This window comes from Paenisporosarcina sp. P5_A11, from assembly GCF_056400705.1.
Genome location: NZ_JBFUKT010000042.1, coordinates 1 through 22,758, shown reverse-complemented (window position 1 = coordinate 22,758; position 22,758 = coordinate 1). Strand labels below are relative to the sequence as shown.

Genomic DNA, 22,758 nt, shown 5'->3' with positions numbered 1-22,758 from the left:
ATCTAATACTCGATCTGCAAGTTCCATCCATTGATTCATTTTCCAGCCCCCATTTAATTTAGTTAATAATGTTACGTAATTCTCATTCATTTTTCGAATGCATTTTTTGTTATTCTTTAAGCTTATGTGTTATGACTAAACTAGTTTTCAGCCACATCACATTTCTATTGTAAACCAAAAAACAATAATGGTTAACACAAAATACAAATTATATTACAAAACATAGAAATAACCCATCCGAGCACGAACTCAAGGATGGGTTATTGTTACTGATTAAATGAAAAAACTTAGTAGCAAAACGACCGTTTTGGTATAAATTAGACGCCTTGTTTTTTGGTTTGGTTTTTTGTTGAAGAGTTATTCATCCCTGACTGAGCCATCGCTGCTAACGGCTGTGTCATTCCTGCTGGCGCCATTCCTGCTGTTGCCATCCCTGCTAATGGCTGAGTCATTTGAGTTAATGGCTGTATCATCTGTTGTAAGTTCGATGGGTTTAAATTACTCGGGAAATCTTTAACTAATTGTTGAACATTTCCATTCCGCATTCCTCTAATTACTCCATAAATAGCAGCACCAACTGCACCCCATGCTAAAAATCTCATTTAATCATCCTCCTTCATTAATTTACAGCTTCGTTAGTATTGGGAATCGGTTGTTGATTATACGTAGGATTATTTTACATCTTATTGTTAGAATTCAACTTTCCACTCATTTCATATGGCAATTAGGTAGTTGGATTTAATTGGCATGGAATAAAATACCCTAATTAGGAAAAGATAAATGATTGAAAGAAGAACATTAAAATTAAAGGGGCGACTAGAGCATGTCGATGGAATGGTTTAACAGAGTAACTGGTGAGCTACAGGATCATCTGAATTCAATTTGTGAAGAATATGATCAAATCGGTCAGATGACGATTGATCAGAGTGCGAAACATCCACGAGTCGAGTTTTTTGTCGAGACGGAAGGTAACGAAAGGGATTACTTCTGTACCCTCCTCTTTGATCCACATAATGAAGAGTTTTACGTAGAAACTTTTGATTATGAATTCGAACAACCAGCAAGAATAATTCTTGCTGACATTGAGGATGTGATTGACGCTGTTCATGACAGCTTCCATGATTTCATCAACGGTGATAGTGATATGTTTGTAGCTGTTGATGGAATTGACGATGATGACGATGATGAATTCCTTTTAGAAGATGACGATAAAGAAGAGTACTACATCGGTGAAATTGTAGAAGAGGAAAACATGCTAAATGAAGTCGAGATTGAATGGGAAACACCTGAAGTAACTGCTTTCCAAATCGAGGATGAGGTTGAAGTAACTTATCAATTTGGGGTGGTCAGTACTACGGGAAATGGTGTTCTCCGAAGAGTGAATCGATTCTGGTCCGAAGACGACGAGCTTTACAAAGAAGAAAGTGCCTTATCGTTTACAAAAGAAGAAGCAAGCACAATTATCGCAATGATTGCGAGTAATATGGATAAAATGACTTCGTACGAAGATATGTAAATCTAAAAAATCCCTTTCGTACTTCCGGCAATTTAACAAAAAAACAAAACAGGTATAAGGGTTTCTTTCCTAATGCCTGTTTTGTTTAATTTGAAAACATCTAATCTCCTTGGAAAAATAGCTTAGCTTCTGTGCTTTTTTAAAATAAAGACTATTTTGCTGCTAGAGGCGTTTTTTGAATTATTCAGATGGACGAGTTGTTTGGTAAGCCAGTGAATCCCAAAATGATGTGTCTTTAGTTTCAATCGAACCGTCTGCAATTGCATTTACCGTTGCTTCAAGAGTGGTAATAGTTTGTTTAATCAAATAGCCGTTGCTCTTTTGCCCTAACACATATGATTCGTACTCATGATCGGACATTCCACGCATTTCAAATAACAGTGTCGAAATGCCGTATTCTACTGCTATACCGTTTCTGCTGATTGTTTCAGCAGAGCCCCCGCTGTATTTACCGAGGTGGCCCCAGCCTTTTTCGTCAATTGCTTCAAACACAACTGCACCTAGTTGTTTCGACTTTTCTACTACTTCGGGATCAGCATTTGGAGTTGTCGGATAAAGAATGGACCCAGAAACAAGCTTACCATCCCTTTCACTCATTGCTCCTTGATGATGAAGATCAATCATATAATCAATATTATATTTCTTCATAACATTATTATGCAGTGCTTTTGTTTCTGGTTGAATTTTAGTTACATGATCACGGTTCAAGTCTACTTCCGCTGCATTATACCGAGTTAAATTCCGATCTCCCTTTGCGATATAATCATCAAGAGAGAAGTCCACATCACCCATGGCACCGTCTGCATTCAGCATAGGAACGATTAAGATATTCACCTCGTCTGTAACACCTTTCATCTTGTTTGTACCTAGATGCTTAATAAACTCAAGAGCACCTTCAGTTGTAAGCTGTTCATTTCCATGCTGCTGGGTTAAAAACAGAATCGTTGGATTTTCAGGGTTTTTCATATACTTCGCTAGATATAAATCCCTTCCCTTGATACTTTGGCCAATTACTTCAAGTTCCATATCCTGTTGTTTTGCTTCTTCTTTCTTTAGGTAGTCTACCATTTCATCATAAGTATGGAGTATCGAAGTATTAATCGTTTCATTCCCTCCATAAGTAGGACCATTTCCGACCGCGTTCGCAACGGGAGAACCAAAGGGCGATACGCTGAGGATCATCGCTCCAGCAATCGATAAAGTAAGTACGGTTTTCTTCATTCAAATTCCTCCATTGTTTTCATCATTTTTTTACATTATCAGTAAAATGTTGTCATGTTAGTTGGTTGGTTTATTAGATGTAAGCGGAATATTATCGTAATCTTCCGGATTCAATGTTTCAACTGAACCATCAACTACCGCTTCGATAATTCCAGTAAGACCCTGTTCTACTGATTTTACAAGTTGTCCTTTTTCTTTCTGCCCCATCATTTGAGTCTGTCCTCTTACTTCAAAAAGGACTGTTCCGCTGCCATTTAATGCATAGCTACCAAGTGCTGTTCCTGGAAGGTCAAGTCCTTGGGAATAAAGAGAGATATTCGTAAATTTAGAGTTACCGTAAGATTGCAGTTCATTGTAAGCAGCAACATTTAATTGTCTTGAATAATCATACCTATAGTTTTCTGCATATTCGGCGTATTTAGCCCCTTCCGACGTATTTGGATCCGGAACAAACTGAGCGGATAAGGAAAGCGTTACTTCGTCATCTGTACCCTCCACGTAGTACATACCTTGGTGATGTAGATCGATAAAGACATCTACATTTCCATACTCATCTTTTAGTGATTTGTATACATCTCGAGCAGTCTGTGATTCTGGTGTAATGAACCAACCTGGCGTATTAGAAGCACCTGGGAAGTCTTGTGCTTCAGGCACATAATTTAGATTCGGATTGAAGTCGCGGTTCACGTCAAAACCAGGATTTTCCCCATAGTTATAACTTTGGCTGATGCCTCGGTCCAAATAGTTCCATGATGGTGTCGTACCAGTGAGTTGTGGAAAATTGTATAGGACTTCATCCCATGTCATACTGTTTCTCCGTTTATCAGCCTCAGATGCATCTGGATTCATCATCGGCATGAAAACAAGTGTCAATTCCTCACGTATTTCTTGTGCTTGTTTCGAGTTAGTTGAAAGTTTTTGCAATAAATTAAGGAGTGCTACCGTACCTGTTTTTTCGTTCCCATGAATTTCACTTTGAATAAGAATAACTTTGTCCCCAGTGCCGACCGTTGCTGTGTAAATGTCCAAGCCATTATGTGACTGGCCAGCCACTTCTACTTGAACAGTACCTTTGCTAGCTGCTTCAATTTTGCTAAGCGTTTTTTGTAATTCACTGTAGCTGATAAATCCTGAAATTGAATTCTCGTGATGATGTGTTTCGGGTTTACTAACCGTTTCAGCCGCATATGCAGGTAAAGTCAAGACCGTACATAAACCTAAAATACCAATTGTACTAGCCCATTTATTCTTCACAATATCCACTCCTTTAGATTTTAATTTATCCTCATTAGTCTTAGTACTTTACTCATCCCCTTTATTTCTATTTTTTGTAATTGATTCGCAGACAGCATAACAAAGAAAATTAGACGAGTAAATATTATTTGAATATTCAGCCCTTTCGTAATATGTATTTATAATCCAATTAAAAAAATATATACCAAAAGACATCTCAAACGATAAACATTTCGTCCCGCTAAATAGTTTTCTTCGTAGGCCGAAGTATTCAGTCATTAGAACTATATAAAAAAACAGATAACAGCACTTTTTACATGCTTCACAACATCCTATTTCTGAACGATGACTGAAAATTCATAAAAAAAAGAACCGACGGCTCTCTAGCTGTCGATTCTCATAGTTCATAATCTCAGTATATTTTTTTATACCTATAAATTGCGTAGTAAATTCAGACGTTAGTTGGAAATGTTGAACAATGTTTTTCACTTTTTCACTTCATAATGAAGTTCAACAAATTGGTTGAAGTGCCTGATTCCTTTCAAAGAAAGATCCAGTTGATAATTATCCTCTTTAAATAAAGAAATACCTGTTCCAATCAAAGTCGGAGCAACGGTAAGGATAAGTTCATCAACTAATTTCTCTTTTACAAAAGAATGCAATAGTTCTCCGCCTCCAACAATCCAAATGTTTTTTCCATCTTTATTTTTAAGTTGGTTAGTAAAATCAACTATATTCTCATTCACAAACTTCACATCTTTGTTATCCTCGTTTACTGATCTTGAAAAAACGTAACATTCTTTATTACGATAAGGAAAATCCTCTGTTTCAAAATTCATTATCCAATCGTACGTTCTTCTTCCCATTAATATTGTATCCACAGTTTCATAAAACTCTGAGTACCCATTATCGCCTTCCCCTTCAACTTTAAATAACCAATCTAAAGATTCACTTTTGGTAGCAATGTAACCATCTAAACTCGTTGCTATAAATAATACTAATTTTCTATGATTACTCATGAAATCCTCTTCATCTCCCTAGTACTATTAGTGATTCTCAACACATATTGTCATTCTTACAGCAGCATAAACATCGCATAGTTGTGCGCTATCTATTAATAAGAGGTTGAAGCAGATAATGCGTCCACGATTCCCTTTACATGTAATAAATCGTCTATTATTTCGTCTGCTTGAGATAGCTCATCTTCTTGAGCAAAATCAAAATTGCAACCTACTGATATTAATCCATTGGACTTTGCTGCATTAATATCAGAAAGTCGATCTCCAATAACTACACCTTTTACCACTTTATATTTCTTTAAAATCGTGTTAAACAAATCAGTTTTATTTTGTGAAGGGATTTGTTGAATACTGAATGTCTCAGTAATCCATTTGTCTAAATTATAATATTTTATTATGGTATTTAAATATTCGGTTTGACCATTGCTAGCAATAAATATTGGATGATTTTTATTTTTTAAATAGCTTAGGACTTCCTTTGTATTGGTATACAGTGCCCCTTTGCCCATGTTTATATTATCGATTAATTTCTTGTGGAATAATTCATTCGCTTTTGTTCGAATCTCAATTGAATGGTTAGGCAGTAAGGTATTCCATACGACCGGTAACGGGACTCCCATTATCACACGGTACATCTCAATAGGTGTCTTTTTATCCCACAAATTAATAGACCTTAAATAATTAAACGTATCCTCTAAGGATAGCTCTAGTATTTTATCAGTTTGAATAACGTACCATCCATATCGAAAATTATTGTTAATGACATTACGCTCCATCCCTTCGGAGATTTACAAATTTTTACCCATTGAAATAGAAGCCGTTTTATAGCCAAGCATTATCTTCATTACCAGTAGTTTCCTGACCCTTCAATCTTTATTAACTCAATGTCTAATACTAAACGGACTTCCTATAATGTTTTTTGAGTGAAGTGTTCCAATGCTTCATTGACCAAAAAAAGATCATGGATTTTGTTTTCTAAACAGAACTGGATAACCAAATCAAATATATTACTGTCTGATAACGAGTAACCAGCAGAACTCAGTAGCGCATCGGTGTCCTGAGTATTTAGCTCCAAGGCCAAAGCGAGAGCAATGGTGGTATTTTTTCCTGGACGATAGTCAGCATTGGAACGAATTTTAGAAAACAGCTTTCGATCGATACCTGCCTTTTTGTAAATATCGACGTCTCTTGCACCTGATTTGTCAATCAAGCGAAACACCACTTCGTTCAATGTCGGTTTGCGATGATTTTTAATATAGTCCTCCAAATCAATCGCAATAATTTCTGATTGTAAGGTATATTCTAAATCCAATTTAGATTCTACGTTATAAGAAATCGGCTCGGTATACAAGTGATCTTGTATGTACTCTTCTAACTTATTTAATATTTGGGTATTGATCAAAAGATTCGCCTCCTAAATTGTCGCTTTTCAGGCGACCAAATCGATTTGAAAACTGGTTATGATTAGTTTACCAACAAACGAAAGAGGATGATGACTTTGAATAACAATCTAACAGAAATTATTTTCCTGCTCGATCGAAGCGGTTCTATGTCTGGACTTGAAAGTGATACCATCGGCGGTTTTAATGCGTTTATTGAAAAGCAATGCCAACTTGATGGGAAAGTATCGCTCACGACAGTCCTGTTTGACGATCAATACGAAATACTATGGGACGGCATCAATGCGGCTGGAGCAAAGATAACCCATGACGATTATTATGTAAGAGGCACTACTGCCATGCTGGATGCAGTAGGAAAGACAATTGTGGATGTCGGTCATCGACTTTCGAAAACACCAGAAGAACTAAAACCAGGCAAAGTCATATTTGTCATCACGACAGACGGGATGGAAAATGCTAGCCGTGAATTTACGCATGATAAAGTGAAAAAGCTCATTAAGCAACAGGAAGATAAATATTCATGGGAGTTCATTTTCATCGGTGCAAACATGGATGCGGCTAAGGAAGCCAGTAGTATGGGTATCCAAGCAGAGAATGCATTTAACTTTGTAGCTTCTGAAGTAGGTGTTGAGTCTATGTATGAAATGGTCAATGAGAATGTGGCGAAGAGAAGAAAGCGATAATGCTTATCTATTATCTATATAAATATTTTTCCAAATTAAATAACTCTATTGAAACTAGACAAAATGTACAATCACTTTTCATTTTAAAATCATAAGATATGAATGCAAGACTATTAAAACTAGAAAGGAGGTCTTGAAAATGGAAAATACGAGAAATACAAGAAACGGTTGTCGTGATACAAGAAATGCCGCGGAAGATGTCAATCATTGTAAAGGTTGTGCTTGTGATCAATTAAGACGATTACAAACACAGACTGAAGTTGATCTTTTCTTATCCGGTGGTCAGGTGATAGAAGATGTTATTTTTATTACCTTTGACCAAGAGAATTGCTGTGCATTCTTTACTGATCCAACAACAGAACCTGGTTCAACACTTATCATAGACTGTCAAGAGATTATAGCTATTCGAATTGAAGCTGACTGAGTTATAAGAGGGTCTCTTTCTTTATAGAAGAGGCCTTTCTCAATATAATAAACATTCTATATTGAACAAATTATTTATTATCATTATTTAGTTGAAATTGAAGCAAAATTATATCCAGTTCGTTCGAAAAACAACCAATTTCCTTACTATCGCACTGTGTGTCAAATGCGAAAAAAAGTGAGTTGGATTTCCCATTCACTTCTTTTCTAAAACTGTAAGTGATTTTCGGTTCGTTTACACATTTTTTTGAGGAATTCCTACGTAAATTGCTATTATTCCTACGTGAGCTTTGTATTTTCCTACGTCACTACGCTTTTTTCCTACGTGAACACCTATTTTTACAACTGAGCCCCCGCTCAGCATTTATTTCTTATATCAAATACAGAATAAATGTTAATTAGATGTGTTGATTTGGGTATATATCCATATCAACCATAAAAGTATTTCGGAGGGGCTACATATGTCGATTATTACGACCCGCTTTTGTATGGAACCACAATCAGGTAATGAATGAAGGTGCGAAAGGGATTTCTACGTCATTGGGGGTTAAGTTGATTTCTCTATAATAAGAGGGTTTTGTGAAAGGTAGGAATGTGGAATAAGAAAAAAGGGGTATCGGAACCCCTCATTCTTAGTTTTATACAGTTTTCGATAACTTGAGAATCTTTAGCTAAAGCTTCATCTTTAACCCCTCGTGGGATGCTTTAAAGCCTAAACTCTCATAAAAACGTAAGGCATCTTCCCGCTTTTTATCAGTGGTGAGCTGAACTAAGTGACAACCTCGCTCTTTAGCACGTTGAATTCCAAAGCGAATTAGTTCGGTTCCCAACCCTTTGCCACGTTCAGAAGAAGATGTTCTCACTCCTTCAATCGTTGCCCTCCATCCACCTTGATGTGTGATATAGGGTGTAAATGTAATTTGTTGTACTCCAATAATTTCTTCTCCGCGACAAGCTACTACCAACTCATTGTTAGGGTCAACTGTTATCGCCTGAAATGCTTTGATGTAACTGTCTGGAAGTGGTCTTTCGTATCGCTCTCGTTTGCTACCTAACACATCATCAGCCAGCATCTCTACAATTCTATCCAAATCTTGTTTTATTGCAATTCTAAACTTTAGATCTGACACCAAAAATCCACCTCCTCGTTAACCCACCTCCAAAACAAGTAGATGTTATAGCTGCCATGTCCGTTCCTTGGCAACTCTACTGACTTGAATGTATTAGGTGGATGCGTAATATGAGCTGAGGAGACAGCTAGTCCTGCAGCTCGAGATCTTTAGGTTAACCTTTTTGTTAACTTACATATTTACTTTCAATTTCAGCAAAAAATGCCTTGGTTAATAGTACAAAGTCTTCTTTATTCAATTTAGTTTCATCCCTGACTTTATACTTCAAAATGGACTATCAAACTTAATTGTTTTATCCGTGCACATTATATTATTGTTTCTCATCATTGAATTACATAAAATCCTCACTTCATTCAATGGATTTCTACGTTCTATATAGTAATATCCATCGTTTAGAAGCTGAATCTCTCTAATCTCTAGTTCCTAACACATCTGTACCTGGAGGTTCATAACCCATTTGGCGCGCCATAGCTACTATCTGACCCTTGTGATGGAATTCGTGAGTGATAGTATGCATAAGTAATTTACCAGGCGTTATTGATATCATTTCTCCTCCTACTCTCCAAGGTATCTCTCTTTGAATTGGTTCATCCATGTGATTCGAGAATACTTCAAATACCTCTTTTACATACGAATCTACTTGATCAAAACGCTCTTTTATTTCATCCAAACCTATTTCGGCCATATCTTCCTTTGCCGTAAGTGGTTTCTTCGTTTTTAATAAAATATATGAGCCTAGCCAAGCATGATAACAGTCTGATATATGTACCAGTGAATCTCTCATACTTTGAAAACCGAATCCATCCACTTTGCGATTAAAATCATTTGGTTCTAGTTCACTACAAAAGTCGAATACTATTCTTCGAGTTTGTTTGACCCATTCATATTCAGATTGATTCACTCCATACACCCCTTTAAGAAAGAAGATAATACATGATTATTCCTCTTTTATTTTCCAGCTATTTTGTAACTTCCTAATATAAATGATTTGACCTATATGATATGCGTTATGAGTTGAGACATTACCGAGTACTGCCCACCACTCCACATGTTCAGGGAAACCATTTACTTCACTTTCAACTTTTTCTTCAGTTAATAAACCTTGCCATCGTAACAGCACTTCTAAAAGTTGTTTTTTTAAGTCAGTGAATGTCTTATTTTCAGGAATAATAAAGCTTTTATTATTATTTCCTATGGAAGGGACAGCATTGACGTGAGATTTTTGGTATCTTGTTTGCCATGTTTGATTCCAATATAAAAGATGCTGGACAATTTCAGCAATACTATTACTATCTTTGTTTGGCTTCCAAAATGCTTCGTCCTCAGACAAATTTTCCACTGATCCTGAAAATGGAATGTACCAGCTAGGGTCATTAGCATTTGCTAACAACTGATCGGCTAAAACATCTTTTGCATGAAACATACTCCCACACTCCCTATATATTAAGTTCTTTTCCATACACCTAATTCTTTTTACTTTTATCCACTCGATGATACTCAGAAAGTTGAATGACTCGAACATTTCGTGTATCCAGCTCATGATAAATTCCTCTGCTGTCTGTAAACGAAATGTACTGGCCTCGTTCGCTTTGGATCAACTCTTCTGCTTCTTCTTGGGACTCCATATGGATAAACCTTCTGATGTAATGCTCTTCATCGAAGAAATAAGTTACTTTGAATTCTTTCATGATCATGAACTCCTCACCTATTGGTTATATCAAATCCTAATTTTCACGTATGGTTCATTTCGTCAATAACATATAAATTCCCTGCAACCTAATTAAAAACTAATGAATTACTGGATAGTCTCGAATTAAAAGTTAAAATATGTAAAGATACAGAGAATAAATAACAACTAGTATTAGACAATAATCATTAAAAAGGCACTAAACAAATACATTAAATAACAAAGTGAGGTCTTCATTTGAAATATTTAACCATAGGTATATTCCTTCCATTATTACTACTCACTGCCTGTTCAAAGGATTCAGCAGGCGATGCACTGATTAAACATGCAGAGCTGACAAAATTTGAAGAAAATCTTGTTGATCTAACGAGTGAACATTCATTTATTTTTGATATGGAAATAAATAATGAAGAAATCACTGAAATCATTGCGACAGTTGATTATTATGAAAATGGGGAATTTGTGCGTCAGATTGGAAATATGGGTTCAGCGATACCACAAGAAAATATTGAAGACACGATAAGAGTATCCTTCATTCAGCAACCAATTAATGAAAACGAAGAAAATTGGTTAACATCGGTCATGACAGACGATGGTCAATCGTCAGGTACTGTTTTAAATAAAATAGATGGTAAATCAAGAATAAATTTCGTTGCTGGCTCTGGAGGTGTAAATGAAGGCCCTTTGGTTATTGGTGAGAGTAAAGTAATTGGTACTCTTGCATACTCAAGTAAAGATGAAATGTCTATTGTGAATGAAATAGAAACAAAAGAAGAGTTTAAAAAAGCCACTGATTATGAGCAAGCATATCTCATATCTGTTAAATTACGATAAGTTCCAGGAAACCATAACCTATATATTAAAAAATGCGCGGTGACTAAGTCATCGCTCTTTTTTATGCTTGGAAAGAGGCTTCCCATTATGAGAAGCCTCTATCAAAACCATATTCTTTTTAACTTGCTTTGTCTTGCTTGATAGGTTTACCGGTCACAATCAGTTGCATTTCCGTTAGCGATTCTGTTTTCCCTGCAAAGTTTTCAGCTTCTGCTAGTAAGAAATGTGTACCGTTCCTGATGTCTAGCTCCATAGAGAATGTTCCATCAAGTTGGGTTTTCACTGATCCCAGTAGTGTCCGTTTTTCGCCGCGTTGATCGTAAATATTTATTGTCGTACCGAGCTCTACGGTACCAGATACAATTACCGGACGCTCCTTTATCCATTGTTTCTCATGGTCCCAAACTGGTGCTTGAGGCATTTGTTGTTCTACATCCATCGACCAACGCATGGCATTTGTAAAGAGCTGCTTTCCTTCCTTAGTCCAACCATACTCAGGTCCAATGATATTCGTTACTGCAAATGATGAAAGAAGTAAATGAACGTGATTTTTGCTTCTGAACTCATATGCAATCGAATTCCCTTTGTCTATTCCGTCTACTGATAAATCAGCTAGTGGAATCCCATTAAAATGTTTAAAAGTTGCGTAAGGACTCTTTTCTGAATGAATCATAATTTGATTATTTTCATCCACTTCAATTCCTTCGAACAATGGATGCTCATTTGTAGCACTTACAAAAACAGCACCTTCATCATAACCATGGTTATCTAAATCAGGACTTCCCTCTGCTTCTTTTAGCAATTGAATCGAGCCTTCTTTTAGACCCCATGTACTCGTGAAAACAAGACTTACTTGATGTTCATCACTCTCATGGATCAACTGCTTGATTTGCTCTTTGGTACCTTTGTTTGTATTCACTATGATTACTTCATATTTAGAGATGTTACCGAGAATGTCCCAACTCTTTTCTTCTGCAAAGATATTCTGTTCATTCAAAAACTTGGTCAATGCTTGATTCATGTCCCCGAGGACCGCTGCCTCATAGGCAATCAACTCAAAGTTATATTCCATGTTTTTTTCTCCAATGGATATCTCGAAAGTTTTTGGAAGATACCCTTTGGCAAGCACTTCAAGCGTATACTCACCTGGAAGGAGGTTTTTAAACGTATATAATCCATCCTTTCCGCTTACTGTTGCATCCCTATATTTAGGCTCATCTGTTGGAATGAGCGTTAACATAGCCCCTTCCAAAATATCGCCAGTCTTCTTGTCGGCAATTACACCTTTCAGGTCGGTTCCATCAATTGCTTCAAGAGTAAAATGAAGATCAACACTGCTACCAAGGTCTGCTACCTCGACCTGTTTCGTTTGGTCTGTAAAGCCTCTTGCTTTCACTTTCACTTCATATTCTCCAACCCCGATGCCAAATCGATAAAAACCATCTGCATTTGTTGTCGTTTTTAAGTTTTTGCCAGGAATAGTGACAAGTGCTTCGGCTATTGGATTGCCCTGTTCATCCTTCACCTCACCTTTAATTTCTCCTTGACTTGCTGTTAATGCAAAATCCACCGCATTCAAGTAAATTTGTTTAGCGTGCTCTGTCCAGCGGTCATTCGGATTTCCATATATTCCAACATGTAGAGTGGAGAGAAGAATTTGGACACTGTTGGATGAAGTAAATTTGTAGCCAACCGAACTGCCAAGCTTCCCTTCATGCCCGAGAGATCCAATGGTCGTCCCACTATAATTTTCGTAGACTTGATATTGTGTTGCTCCTTTGGAATTCACAAGCAGTGACAATTCATCACCTTGTTGGAAGCCGCGGAAAATTGGATGTTCTTCATCCACACGAATTTTAATTTCCTTTTCTGCAAAGCTTGAGCTTACTTGTTCAGGGTCTCCGTATGCATCTGACAGATCTCTAAGTGTCCCAAAACTATTTTGTCCAGGGAAAATCATGCTTACTTCATTTTCATTGGCCGCATCGACCATAGCTTTAAAACGGTCTTCCTTCATAGAGAAGGAAATATCGTTTGCAATGATCAATTTATAATTTGGTATATTTTCAATTAATGATTCGAATTCTCCGTATGGATAGAAGTCCACTTCATATCCCTGTGCCTGAAGGAACGGCACTATACGAGCCTCATTTGTCGGGTTAGCAAGAACGGCAACTTTATCTGATACTAACATCGACAAGTTTAACGACGTGGCTTCTCCTTCAATGATTTCGACTGATTCATAGATTGGAGAGTAACCTGTTGCCATGATGCGAACTTCATATATTCCAGCTGGCAAGGTAATCTGGTATTCTCCTTGTTCCGTTGTCTTGACTCCCGCTGGCGTACCAATAATATCTATACTAGCTCCGGAGATTGGTTGTTTTGTTTCAACATCAACAACTTTACCACCAAGTGTTCCGGAATTTTCAGATTGTATGGTGAGGGTTTTTTCCAGGGTTTGTCCGTTTTCAATTGTCACAGTAAAATCTTTAGACTGATGTCCAAATGCCTCAACTGTAACGGTGTATGTCCCTGCTTCAAGCCCGGCAAAGAATTGGCCTTCTTCATTTGATTTAACCTTTTTACCAGTCTCTTTGATGGTTACTTCACCTTTTACCGGTCCATTTTCATTTTGGATCACTCCATGCAATTCTCCAACTAGTGCAGGCTTTTCATCCAGCGCCCAAGTAATTGCATTGTTTAGCAGCTTCTCCCTTGCCGAATCAAATGAATCGTCTGGCCTGAATATTTGGCTTATAACCATATTTGCCATAAGGATTTCAAGCGAGTCGTTTGTGCGCCCTTTATAGGCGATCATGCTTCCACTTTCACCCGTTATTGTCTGGTTAAAATCAACGATCGTTTTTCCTGAATATCCATCAAATCCGTAATAGTAACCCGATTTCGGTGGAATATCAAACACTTCACCCGCTTCAAATCCAGCTGTAATCGGATGTTCCTTCTTGATGATTCCTTGTGTTCCCGACTTATTGGTTCCTTCGAAGATTGTTGTCGGATCATTAAAATATTCATTTAAGTATCGGATTGAGCCTCTTCCACCTGCCTGGCCTGTCCAGATAACGGAAACGCGCTTTTGATCCAACGCTTTTTGGAAAGCTTCGAACTCTGATTTTGTTGGAACTAAGCTTGGAGCATAGTCTGAATTGGCAAATACTAAATCGACTTGGTCCAATTTATCAATGTCCTTGTAATTCATATATTCAACTTTGTAGCCCCGCTCTACTAGATATTGCTTCAGATTCGTACCAGAGGCGTTTGAATCGACAATCACGCCAATGGTTGGAGTTGGTTTTAACGTCACATTCAAGTCCTCGTTTTTCCCTGTAGTAATCTTCACTTCAAAGTCTTTACGGACAAATCCTTCTTTTTGGATACGGACAGTGTAGTCGCCAGGTTCTATTTTGGTGAGGCTATATTGTCCTTGTAAATTTGTAGTTGCTTCTCTTGGTTTGCCAATAATTGAAACTTTGGCACCTTCTACTGCATTTCCGTCTTTTTCATTTTCAACAGTTCCTTTAAATGAACCTACGTTGTCAGCCACCTCCATTGGAATGGTTAGTTGCTTACTACCTGCAGTAGCATTCACTTGAACTACTTTAGATTTATAGCCGTATGCAGTGATTTCTATTTCATATTTGCCTTCTAATATTGCAATGGCAAAACCGCCATCTTCCCCGTTTGATTTAGTTGAAAACGGCTCATCTTTCACTTTAATATCTGCCTTTAATGGCTCCCCATTTTCATCTAATACTGATCCGCTGATCAAAGGGAATTTTGCATCTGCAGCCCAAAGAACGGATTGAAGTAACATTTCCCTGCCTTCTTCAGTGTAGTCCTTTAATGTATGGTACAGGGTAAAGCCATGACCGCTCATTAGCAATTCAACGCTACCAGAAGTTCTCGGTTTGTAGGCTATGCCAAGACCATGTGATGTTTCTGAACCTTCATGTTTGATTTCAGCTAGAGGGTAGCCGTTATAATTTTTAAAATAACCGATTGCACTTGCTCCAGGAGTTAAAATCGCCACAGAATCCCCCTGTTTTGCACTACTGAAGATAGGGTGATCTTTCAGGATTTTATACTGCGCAGAAGCATTGGTTTTTCTGACTGTCCCACGTTCTTTCGGATCTTGCCTATGGCGAACAAGATGATTAATGCCTGATCCACTCCAGTAAGCTTCTCCGAAAATCAAGCTTGTCTCAGCCTCATCTGCAGCTATCATCATCTCATCGAAGACCGTTTTCGTGAGTGTAGATGTACTTGGCTCATTAAAGAACACGACATCAAAATCTGGCATTCTATTGACCAATTCGGCTGGTTGTAAATCCGTTGCAGTAATACCAGCTTGTTGCAACATTGCTTTAAAGTTTTGACCAGAAGTAGAGTAGTCGCCCACAACAGCCACCGACGGCATCTTGCGAAGGGCAACATCGATGTCACCTTCAAGGCGGGCAAGATCAACTGTTTGATTGTTCGCAATGTAACCTTCTTTTGTAAAGCTTAGCTTGTATACTTCTTCATCGAGCTCAGTTACTTCATAACGACCATTTGTGGTTGTCTCTGTCTCAGCAACTGTTTCTCCTGATTCATTTTTCACTTCTACTTTAACGCCACCGAGCTCAATTCTTGATGCGGCATCAGTAATAGACCCTGTCAAAATGCCGTTTTCTGATTCCCCGAGCGTTACATTGACAACTGCAGGTTCACCAGAAGCAGTCGTTATTTCAACTGCTTGAGTTCCAAGTCCTTTCGCACGGACGTTAATCGTAAACGAGCCTTCATCATGGAAAAGTTCAAACGTTCCATTTGCATCACTTGTGGTTTTCACTCCTGTTTCAAGCACCTCAACGCTTGCTACAATAGGTTCTCCTGCTGAATTCTGAACTGTACCAGAAATTTTCCCGAATTCTGAGCTGTATAAATAGTCAAGACTATTTAGCAGGATGTTTTGCTGCCCCTTTAACCAGCCTTGCGTCGTTTCCCATGGAACTGATGCGTGGCTAGATAACAATAAATGAGCGCTTGTTTCAGACACAGCATTATAAGCAATCCCAGATCCCACGATGCCAAGTTCCGTATTTCCGATTTTACCAATCGTACGTCCTGAATATTGATTGAACCAAGCAAAATCCGCATCATTTCCCAGAACGTTAATCTTGTCACCTGTTTTGTATCCTTTAAGAATTGGATGTTCTGCTACTACTTGAATTTTGACCTCGCCACCATCATAATCTTGGCCAATTTCTTTCGGATTTTGGTAGAAATCTCTTAACTGTTCAATTGAACCGTATTCAGTTCCCCATTGATCTGCAAATATGACACTAACATCATGGTCTTTTGCTTTTTCCATTAACRCATTGAATTCTTCTTTTGTAGGCTGAACACCACTAGTACCGTAAGCACCATTGAGATAAAGGACTTTGTAGCGTCCGATATCTTCGCCCAAATCCCAGCCTCGTTCCTCTGCTGTATAACCGTTCAATTCTAAAAACTGAGTAATTTCACCTTGATAATCATTTAAAACAGCCACGTCAATTGGTTGTAAATTCAATGTGATTGCCGCTTTTTCACCAGGTTTAACAGTGATTTCTCCATCACCTGCTTTATATCCAGGTAAAGTGAAAGTCACCTTAAAGGTTCCTTCAAAAACACTTTCACTTAAAAATTCACCTGCACTATTGGTCTTACCTTTTATAGGCGTATTCTTTAAAGTGACTTCGACGTTTTCGAGCAATTTCTCCGTCCTATTATCTTTTACAGTAATGGCAATTGAGCCTGACTGTGCATCTTTTATCTCATAATTTTTTGTCTGTTCATAACCAGATACAAATGTTAATTTTTCAGTGACCTGCTTTTTGCCATATTGATAAATTTGTATAGTGTGTTCACCTGGTGTGTGTTTTAACACGTAACTTCCGTCTGTCTTCGCAGTGACTGATTGTCCTGTTTTGACAACAGTTACCTTGCCTTCAACTGGCTGACCTTTTTCATCTTTCAATACACCTGCTAAAATCCCAGGAGATTCATAGCTTCTGACTCCAGATTGGTAAGGAACGATGATCTGTCCAGGCAATATCGGGATGCCCGATGTACTATAAGCCGGCAAGCTAAAATCCTTCAATTGTTCACCAGTATATACATCTATAACGGATAGACTGCCGTTTGTCCCCGCGAAGAATAAAAGTCCATTTGCAGAAACGGATCCGCTATTTAACGTCGTTCCAAATGATCGGTTATTCCATAGTTCCTTACCTGTCGTGCGGTTAAAAGCTCGCAGTACTGGCAGTGTTGCCGAACCGATGATAACAATATCTTCATACACGATTGGCGAACCAGCCTGGGTATCACCTATACCCGTAGCTTGCCACTTCTCTTCACTAGTTTTGGCATTAACTGCGTAGAGAGTTCCTGTACCTGTGTCGAAATTGGTTCCTGCAAAATAAAGTGTTCCTTGATTAAATACTGGTTTCGAAGTGATTCCTTCATTTTCAAGTGTCTTACTCCATACCTCAGCACCATCTTCAATGCGGAAGGCACGAATTGTTTGATTGTCATAACTACCGATATAAACGAGTCCTTCTCCGACACTTGGCCCAGAATAAGTAGCTGCCCCAAGCGGGTTACTCCATATTTCCTCTCCAGTTTCTGCGTTTAGTGCAATCAACTTTGCGCCCTTTGTGAGATTTGAAGAAACAAATAGTTTTCCATCTAGAAAAACAGGAGATTCATAGATGCTCATAGTACCGACCTGGGTACTCCATTTAATGCCCCCAGATTTAAGGTCCAAAGCATAGATTTTCCCATCCTCACCACCGGATAGATAAACCGTATTTCCGTGTATCGTTGGTGATGAACGGTTCTTGTTCCCTACCTTGACTGCCCATATTTCCTTACCATTAGTAGAATCTAGCGCGACTACATATCCTCTGTCCGTCACCAAAACGACTCGATCTTTCGCAGCTGCTGGAGTGGAGAACAAGATACTCCCTTTTCCAGAAGCACTATATTCCCAGCCGTTTTCAAGAGCTTGCAGATCTATGGCATTGGCGGAAACAGCGTTCCGATTTATATTTCCGTTTGCCGTTCCCCAGTCCTTCGTGAAAGCAGTCTCTATGGTTTGAACTTTTAACTCAACTGTCTTGTTTTCGTTAACATCCAGTTCTTTTATTAATCCCTTAAAACCTTCTCCCGTTACTTGTAAGTCATACTTTCGAGCTGGGAGRCTATTTATTTCGAAAGTCCCGTCCTCGTCTGTTCTTAATGTTGAAAGTGGAGTCCCTTTTATTTGAACATACGCGTACGGAATAGCTTTTCCTTTTTCATCTAATACTTTTCCTTTTATCGAATAAGTTTGGGCCTTTTCGAGCACCCAATTAACCGATAAAACTTCTCCCTTGGTCATTTCAATTGTGCTTTCATAAGTCTTGTAACCAAAAGAGCTAATGCTTACTTGATGAATTCCCTCGCGAATTTTAACATTGAATTCACCATCTTCAGAGATGTCATAGGAGAGACCTTCCCCTTTAATTTCGAGTTTTCCAGTTACTGGCTCACCTTGTTTATTTTTTAATGTTCCTTTCAGTTCCCCAGCAAATGCCGTATCCGTCACTGCTTGATAAATGTTGATGATCCCGCTTCCATAAGAATCGTTTGGCAATGTCCCCATATGCGGCTCAACACGGGCAGTTTCTTTTAGTGTTTCTTTAACTTCATCAATCGATAGATTAGGATTCGCTTGATATAATAGGGCGATTGCGCCTGTTACTTGTGGGGTAGCCATTGAAGTTCCGCTGATTGTTTGATATTTACCTTCATTCCTCTTAGCAGGCCAAGCAGAATAAATGTTGTGGCCTGGCGCAGAGATATCCGGCTTAATCAAACGTTCGGTTACACCATTTTCATCTTCCCAAAAAACCGGTCCCCGGCTAGAAAAAGAAGCTGTCTGGTCATAAATATCCGTTGCTCCGACAGCAAAGGTTTCTGGAAAGCTTCCCGGTGAGCCAATAGTTTGGACTCCCGGTCCGTCATTACCTGCCGCAAACGATGGGAAAATTCCAGCTGATACCCAGGCTTTCACATCGTCATAGAATTCTAGATTATACGTATTTGCGTTGCCCCAAGAATTATTGACGACATTGGGAGCTTTGGAAGGGTCGCCGCCCGGTGCCATGAACCATTGAAACGCCTGATGGATTTTAGATAAGCTAGTAGAACCAGTATCACTGAAGATTTTAGCTGCAATCCATTCTGCTCCAGGTGCTACACCTATTGGTTCACCTGCTCCTCCTCCAACTGCTGTTCCAGCTACATGAGTTCCGTGGCCATATCCGTCATTTGGGGTAGCATAATTGTTCCCTGATAAATCAATCCAAGAGTATTGATGGTTGCCATCACGCCCTCGATAATTTTGCTTAAGGGCCTCATGGGTGCCATCCACTCCGGAGTCCATGATTCCGACTACAGTCCCTTCCCCTTTTAATCCATATTGTCCCCATACTTTAGGAGCGAAGATTTTTTCAAGACTCCATTGCGGAAGTTTTGGCGGGTTATTTTCAACCGTAACTTCCGGCAAACTTAATGTTTCATCAAGTACAATTTCAGAAACATCATCACGCTTCTTCAACTCATCCAAAGCTTCCTTCGTGACAGTAGCTGTCATGCCATTGATAATCCATAGCGATTCTTTCTTTTTTGCTTGTCCTTTGCCTTCTAAGGAAGCTAATGCTTGCTGAATTCCTTTTTGAGACGCAGTTGCTTTTTCCTTCAGGTGTTCGTTGATTGTTGTAATTTTTTCTGTGCGTTTTTTTTTGCCTTTTACTTGAGAAAACACCTCGTTGAGATTGGGTCTGTCTTTCATTCTAATGATGACATCAATTTCTTTTTCTTTTTCAAAAGCTTTAAGAAGTTTTGATTCTGATTTCCCATCAGGACTTTTAGGTTTCGATTCACCATTAAGAGGCGGCGGTTCGATTCCTAAACCTTTTAGAAGATTGGTGAGTCCACTACTATCTTCATCATTTTCTTCTTCTGATTCTAGTTTTGGCTCTCCTACTTCATATTCCTTTTCGCGCAGTTTCTCAAGCAATTGTTCTTCCTTAGAATAATCTTTCGCTTTTTCTTCAGCTGCATACGAAATCTCTGGAACAAATGTTGAAACTACTAAAAGAAAGACCAACAGGACAGCAAAATATTTCCGGGCATTTTTCCTACACCAGTTCAATAATCGTGCACCTCCATAAATTTTGTTTATGAAGTAATACTGCAAAAATTTGTAAATACCTTTATAATTAACTGAACATTTACAACATTCCACTAAAAATAACGCGATAGTACTAATTCCAACATTTAGGGTAGTATAAAAGATACAACATATCTTCACAAAAGTAATTTCAAATTGTCATGTGTTCTTGTTCACGATAAATAGAAAAAATGAGCAATGACTAGGTCATCGCTCATTTTTTCTTGATGTATTCTCATTATAGGCTGTTAATTTAAAAGCTCATATACCCAATCATTTCAGCAAAAGGTAAGATAGAAAGTCCTGAAAAAACTAAAAAAAGACTTAACCCAATCAAAAATGCTTTTCTAATTAATGCTATTTGATTTTCTCTAGATATCATTCAATACTTTCAATGTTGCTAAAACATGATGAAGAAAATCTGGAATGTCACTCATGTGTTCTTCGTTAATTTTATGACTAAATGCTACTTCAATCGTGTTTAAGTACCTTGACGGTTGTTGGTCAAAGACGAAACTCAGTGTTTGAGTAAGCTTTGCGTCTGGTTCCCAAATATCTGATAGTGCTTGCTCAATCTTCTTACATTCGGTTATATTTCCAACCCGCTTGATAAATCGTATGTACAAGGAACACCCTTGACTTTCCTCTGGAGTATCCAATATCTCTGCTGCTAAATCTTCTAAAGAAGCTTCCAATATAATTTCTGCTGTAACCTCTTGTTTATCGACTAGCGTAAAGTGGATGGCAAAATCCCTCGCCATAATCGAAAAGTCCATTCGATCAATCCGGTTCGTAATATCAATCTTGCGTTCTATATTGTCTAAATCATACACAAGATTTTCAAAGGCTACTTTTAAATTCTCAAAAATGGTTGGATCATACATATAAATACCTCCAAATGAAATTCCCTTGAGCTTCTCCMTATTCTATCCACTCCAGACCAGAAGTATGACAGGGTAGGTGTTTTAGGGTAATGAAAGAATAAATACCTTCTATATAATAACTAGCTACCGAATATGTAATTTCGGCTGCATTATTAACAAATGGATCTATTCTTTATTTAAGGTATCGATAAAATGTTTTAAAATTCGTGCGGTTAATCCCCAGATTGTATACTGCTCATAGTCATAAAACCATTCCTCTATCACCCGTGTTCTCCATTGATACTGTTTGCCTTTTGCAATCTTATCGTAAGGGAAATCGGTTAATGGCATGGGTTGCACCGGAACTAAATGTTTATACGGCTGATGATTTAATAGCCATTTGACTGGTACTGTAAATACTTTTTCCACTTCTACTTTGTTAAGTCGATGCGTCTGATGGTCGTCGATAATCCCGACAAATGGATATACAACAAATGACGACGTTGGAATAAAAGCACTCATCTGCCCCAAAATACGGATGCTCGATGGATCAATACCTAACTCTTCATGCGTTTCACGGATGGCTGCGTCAACGGGAGTAGCATCTGTTGGATCGATTCTTCCGCCAGGAAAACTAATATCCCCTGGTTGTTTCCTCATTGTAAGCGAACGCACTTCAAACAAGACATGCCACTCATCATTCACTTGAACAAGCGGAATTAGGACCGCAAAGCGCATCGCAGTTTCCTCTCCTATAAAAAGAGGCTGATTTTGACTTAACTCATTCTTAATTTTTTCCAAGTCCATAATATAACCCCTATCGCATAGTTTCATATACTCCTATGGTAGCATGAAAAAAATTCGAATGATAAGAAGAAGATGCTAATTCAAATTGAAATTATACGCCCAACTACAAGTCCAGAGCTCTCTTYACTACAGCCCAGTCGAACAAAACAGGACGATTCTCCATCCATCTGGATCCTCTATCGTAATTCCGGCATCTTCCCAGTATGGATTTTCCGCTTTAACTTCTGGGTACCCCATCTCCTCCAACGTGCTTGCAACCTTATTAATTACATCCCAATTCGGTAAATAAAAAACGAGCAAATTGTCATTGGTTGGAGCAGGGCAAGGTGAACCTGCTTCAAGAGCCGTAAACTCCAAATGAAAATTTGTGTCAGGAAGCCCATACATAACACCATCATATCCATTATGTTCCCAGAACTCACCAACCCTCTGTAGCCCCAACCCTATTTCATAAAACTCAATGATTTTGTCCAGTTGATCTGTCGGTCTCGCAATTCTCATCTGAACCACAGGCAGTTCCTTGGACCAAGACCTTTTCACCTTCACGGTATAGGGTAAACTCGAATGCTTCAAAACCTGATAGTATTCTCCCTCTACTTCAACCACTATTGGATGAATCGTAGCGGGCCTATCTGTCGGGTACCAGTTACGATTTTCTTTCACTAAAACAAAAGATCCAA

At 38.3% G+C, this 22,758-nt stretch carries 18 protein-coding genes; 4 read left to right on the top strand and 14 right to left on the bottom strand.

Annotated features, from left to right (window positions below; all coding sequences use genetic code 11):
• Nucleotides 1-317: 317 nt before the first annotated feature.
• Nucleotides 318-602, bottom strand: a complete 285-nt coding sequence (locus AC1DOS_RS08625; RefSeq protein ID WP_477537171.1) for a hypothetical protein — start codon at nucleotides 600-602, stop codon at nucleotides 318-320.
• 221 nt (nucleotides 603-823) lie between these two features.
• Here AC1DOS_RS08625 and AC1DOS_RS08620 point away from each other — a divergent pair, with 221 nt between their 5' ends.
• Nucleotides 824-1,516 (top strand): hypothetical protein, encoded by a 693-nt coding sequence (locus tag AC1DOS_RS08620; protein WP_477537170.1) that lies wholly within the window; start codon nucleotides 824-826, stop codon nucleotides 1,514-1,516.
• A gap of 180 nt (nucleotides 1,517-1,696) precedes the next feature.
• Here AC1DOS_RS08620 and AC1DOS_RS08615 read toward each other — a convergent pair whose 3' ends face one another.
• From AC1DOS_RS08615 to AC1DOS_RS08595, 5 genes are all read right to left on the bottom strand, one after another.
• Nucleotides 1,697-2,737 (bottom strand): M14 family zinc carboxypeptidase, encoded by a 1,041-nt coding sequence (locus tag AC1DOS_RS08615; protein ID WP_477537169.1) that lies wholly within the window; start codon nucleotides 2,735-2,737, stop codon nucleotides 1,697-1,699.
• A gap of 57 nt (nucleotides 2,738-2,794) precedes the next feature.
• A complete protein-coding gene (locus tag AC1DOS_RS08610) occupies nucleotides 2,795-3,991 on the bottom strand; it encodes a M14 family zinc carboxypeptidase (protein WP_477537168.1) in 1,197 nt (398 codons plus the stop codon).
• 464 nt (nucleotides 3,992-4,455) lie between these two features.
• Complete coding sequence (locus tag AC1DOS_RS08605) at nucleotides 4,456-4,989, bottom strand: dihydrofolate reductase family protein (RefSeq protein ID WP_477537167.1); 534 nt, start codon at nucleotides 4,987-4,989, stop codon at nucleotides 4,456-4,458.
• Nucleotides 4,990-5,084: 95 nt separating this feature from the next.
• Nucleotides 5,085-5,765, bottom strand: a complete 681-nt coding sequence (locus AC1DOS_RS08600) for an HAD-IA family hydrolase (RefSeq protein WP_477537166.1) — start codon at nucleotides 5,763-5,765, stop codon at nucleotides 5,085-5,087.
• A gap of 131 nt (nucleotides 5,766-5,896) precedes the next feature.
• Nucleotides 5,897-6,391, bottom strand: coding sequence for a hypothetical protein (locus tag AC1DOS_RS08595; RefSeq protein ID WP_477537165.1), 495 nt, complete (start codon nucleotides 6,389-6,391; stop codon nucleotides 5,897-5,899).
• A gap of 96 nt (nucleotides 6,392-6,487) precedes the next feature.
• Here AC1DOS_RS08595 and AC1DOS_RS08590 point away from each other — a divergent pair, with 96 nt between their 5' ends.
• Both AC1DOS_RS08590 and AC1DOS_RS08585 read left to right on the top strand, forming a co-directional pair.
• Nucleotides 6,488-7,072, top strand: a complete 585-nt coding sequence (locus tag AC1DOS_RS08590) for a vWA domain-containing protein (protein ID WP_477537164.1) — start codon at nucleotides 6,488-6,490, stop codon at nucleotides 7,070-7,072.
• 139 nt (nucleotides 7,073-7,211) lie between these two features.
• On the top strand, nucleotides 7,212-7,496 hold the full coding sequence (locus tag AC1DOS_RS08585) for a hydrolase (protein ID WP_477537163.1): 285 nt from the start codon (nucleotides 7,212-7,214) through the stop codon (nucleotides 7,494-7,496).
• 670 nt (nucleotides 7,497-8,166) lie between these two features.
• On the opposite strand, the gene AC1DOS_RS08580 is transcribed toward AC1DOS_RS08585, so the two are convergent.
• The 4 genes from AC1DOS_RS08580 to AC1DOS_RS08565 all read right to left on the bottom strand — a co-directional run bounded on the left by AC1DOS_RS08580 (nucleotide 8,167) and on the right by AC1DOS_RS08565 (nucleotide 10,313).
• Nucleotides 8,167-8,568 (bottom strand): GNAT family N-acetyltransferase, encoded by a 402-nt coding sequence (locus AC1DOS_RS08580; RefSeq protein ID WP_477537173.1) that lies wholly within the window; start codon nucleotides 8,566-8,568, stop codon nucleotides 8,167-8,169.
• Between the two features lie 466 nt (nucleotides 8,569-9,034).
• On the bottom strand, nucleotides 9,035-9,526 hold the full coding sequence (locus AC1DOS_RS08575; protein ID WP_477537162.1) for a DinB family protein: 492 nt from the start codon (nucleotides 9,524-9,526) through the stop codon (nucleotides 9,035-9,037).
• A 36-nt stretch (nucleotides 9,527-9,562) separates the two neighbouring features.
• Complete coding sequence (locus AC1DOS_RS08570) at nucleotides 9,563-10,048, bottom strand: DinB family protein (protein WP_477537161.1); 486 nt, start codon at nucleotides 10,046-10,048, stop codon at nucleotides 9,563-9,565.
• A 40-nt stretch (nucleotides 10,049-10,088) separates the two neighbouring features.
• The gene (locus tag AC1DOS_RS08565; protein ID WP_477537160.1) at nucleotides 10,089-10,313 is read right to left on the bottom strand and encodes a hypothetical protein; all 225 of its coding nucleotides are present in this window, start codon (nucleotides 10,311-10,313) and stop codon (nucleotides 10,089-10,091) included.
• A 236-nt stretch (nucleotides 10,314-10,549) separates the two neighbouring features.
• On the opposite strand from AC1DOS_RS08565, the gene AC1DOS_RS08560 reads away from it, so the two are divergent.
• Nucleotides 10,550-11,146 (top strand): hypothetical protein, encoded by a 597-nt coding sequence (locus tag AC1DOS_RS08560; protein ID WP_477537159.1) that lies wholly within the window; start codon nucleotides 10,550-10,552, stop codon nucleotides 11,144-11,146.
• 118 nt (nucleotides 11,147-11,264) lie between these two features.
• Here the strand turns inward: AC1DOS_RS08560 and AC1DOS_RS08555 are convergent, their stop codons facing one another.
• The 4 genes from AC1DOS_RS08555 to AC1DOS_RS08540 form a co-directional block, all read right to left on the bottom strand.
• A complete protein-coding gene (locus AC1DOS_RS08555) occupies nucleotides 11,265-20,390 on the bottom strand; it encodes a carboxypeptidase regulatory-like domain-containing protein (protein WP_477537158.1) in 9,126 nt (3,041 codons plus the stop codon).
• A 389-nt stretch (nucleotides 20,391-20,779) separates the two neighbouring features.
• Entirely contained in the window at nucleotides 20,780-21,292 is a 513-nt protein-coding gene (locus AC1DOS_RS08550; RefSeq protein ID WP_477537157.1) for a hypothetical protein, read from the bottom strand.
• A 165-nt stretch (nucleotides 21,293-21,457) separates the two neighbouring features.
• Nucleotides 21,458-22,078: an NUDIX hydrolase gene (locus AC1DOS_RS08545; RefSeq protein ID WP_477537156.1), complete on the bottom strand. Its 621-nt coding sequence runs from the start codon at nucleotides 22,076-22,078 to the stop codon at nucleotides 21,458-21,460.
• A gap of 126 nt (nucleotides 22,079-22,204) precedes the next feature.
• Nucleotides 22,205-22,579 (bottom strand): VOC family protein, encoded by a 375-nt coding sequence (locus AC1DOS_RS08540; RefSeq protein ID WP_477537172.1) that lies wholly within the window; start codon nucleotides 22,577-22,579, stop codon nucleotides 22,205-22,207.
• Between the last annotated feature and the right edge of the window lie 179 nt (nucleotides 22,580-22,758).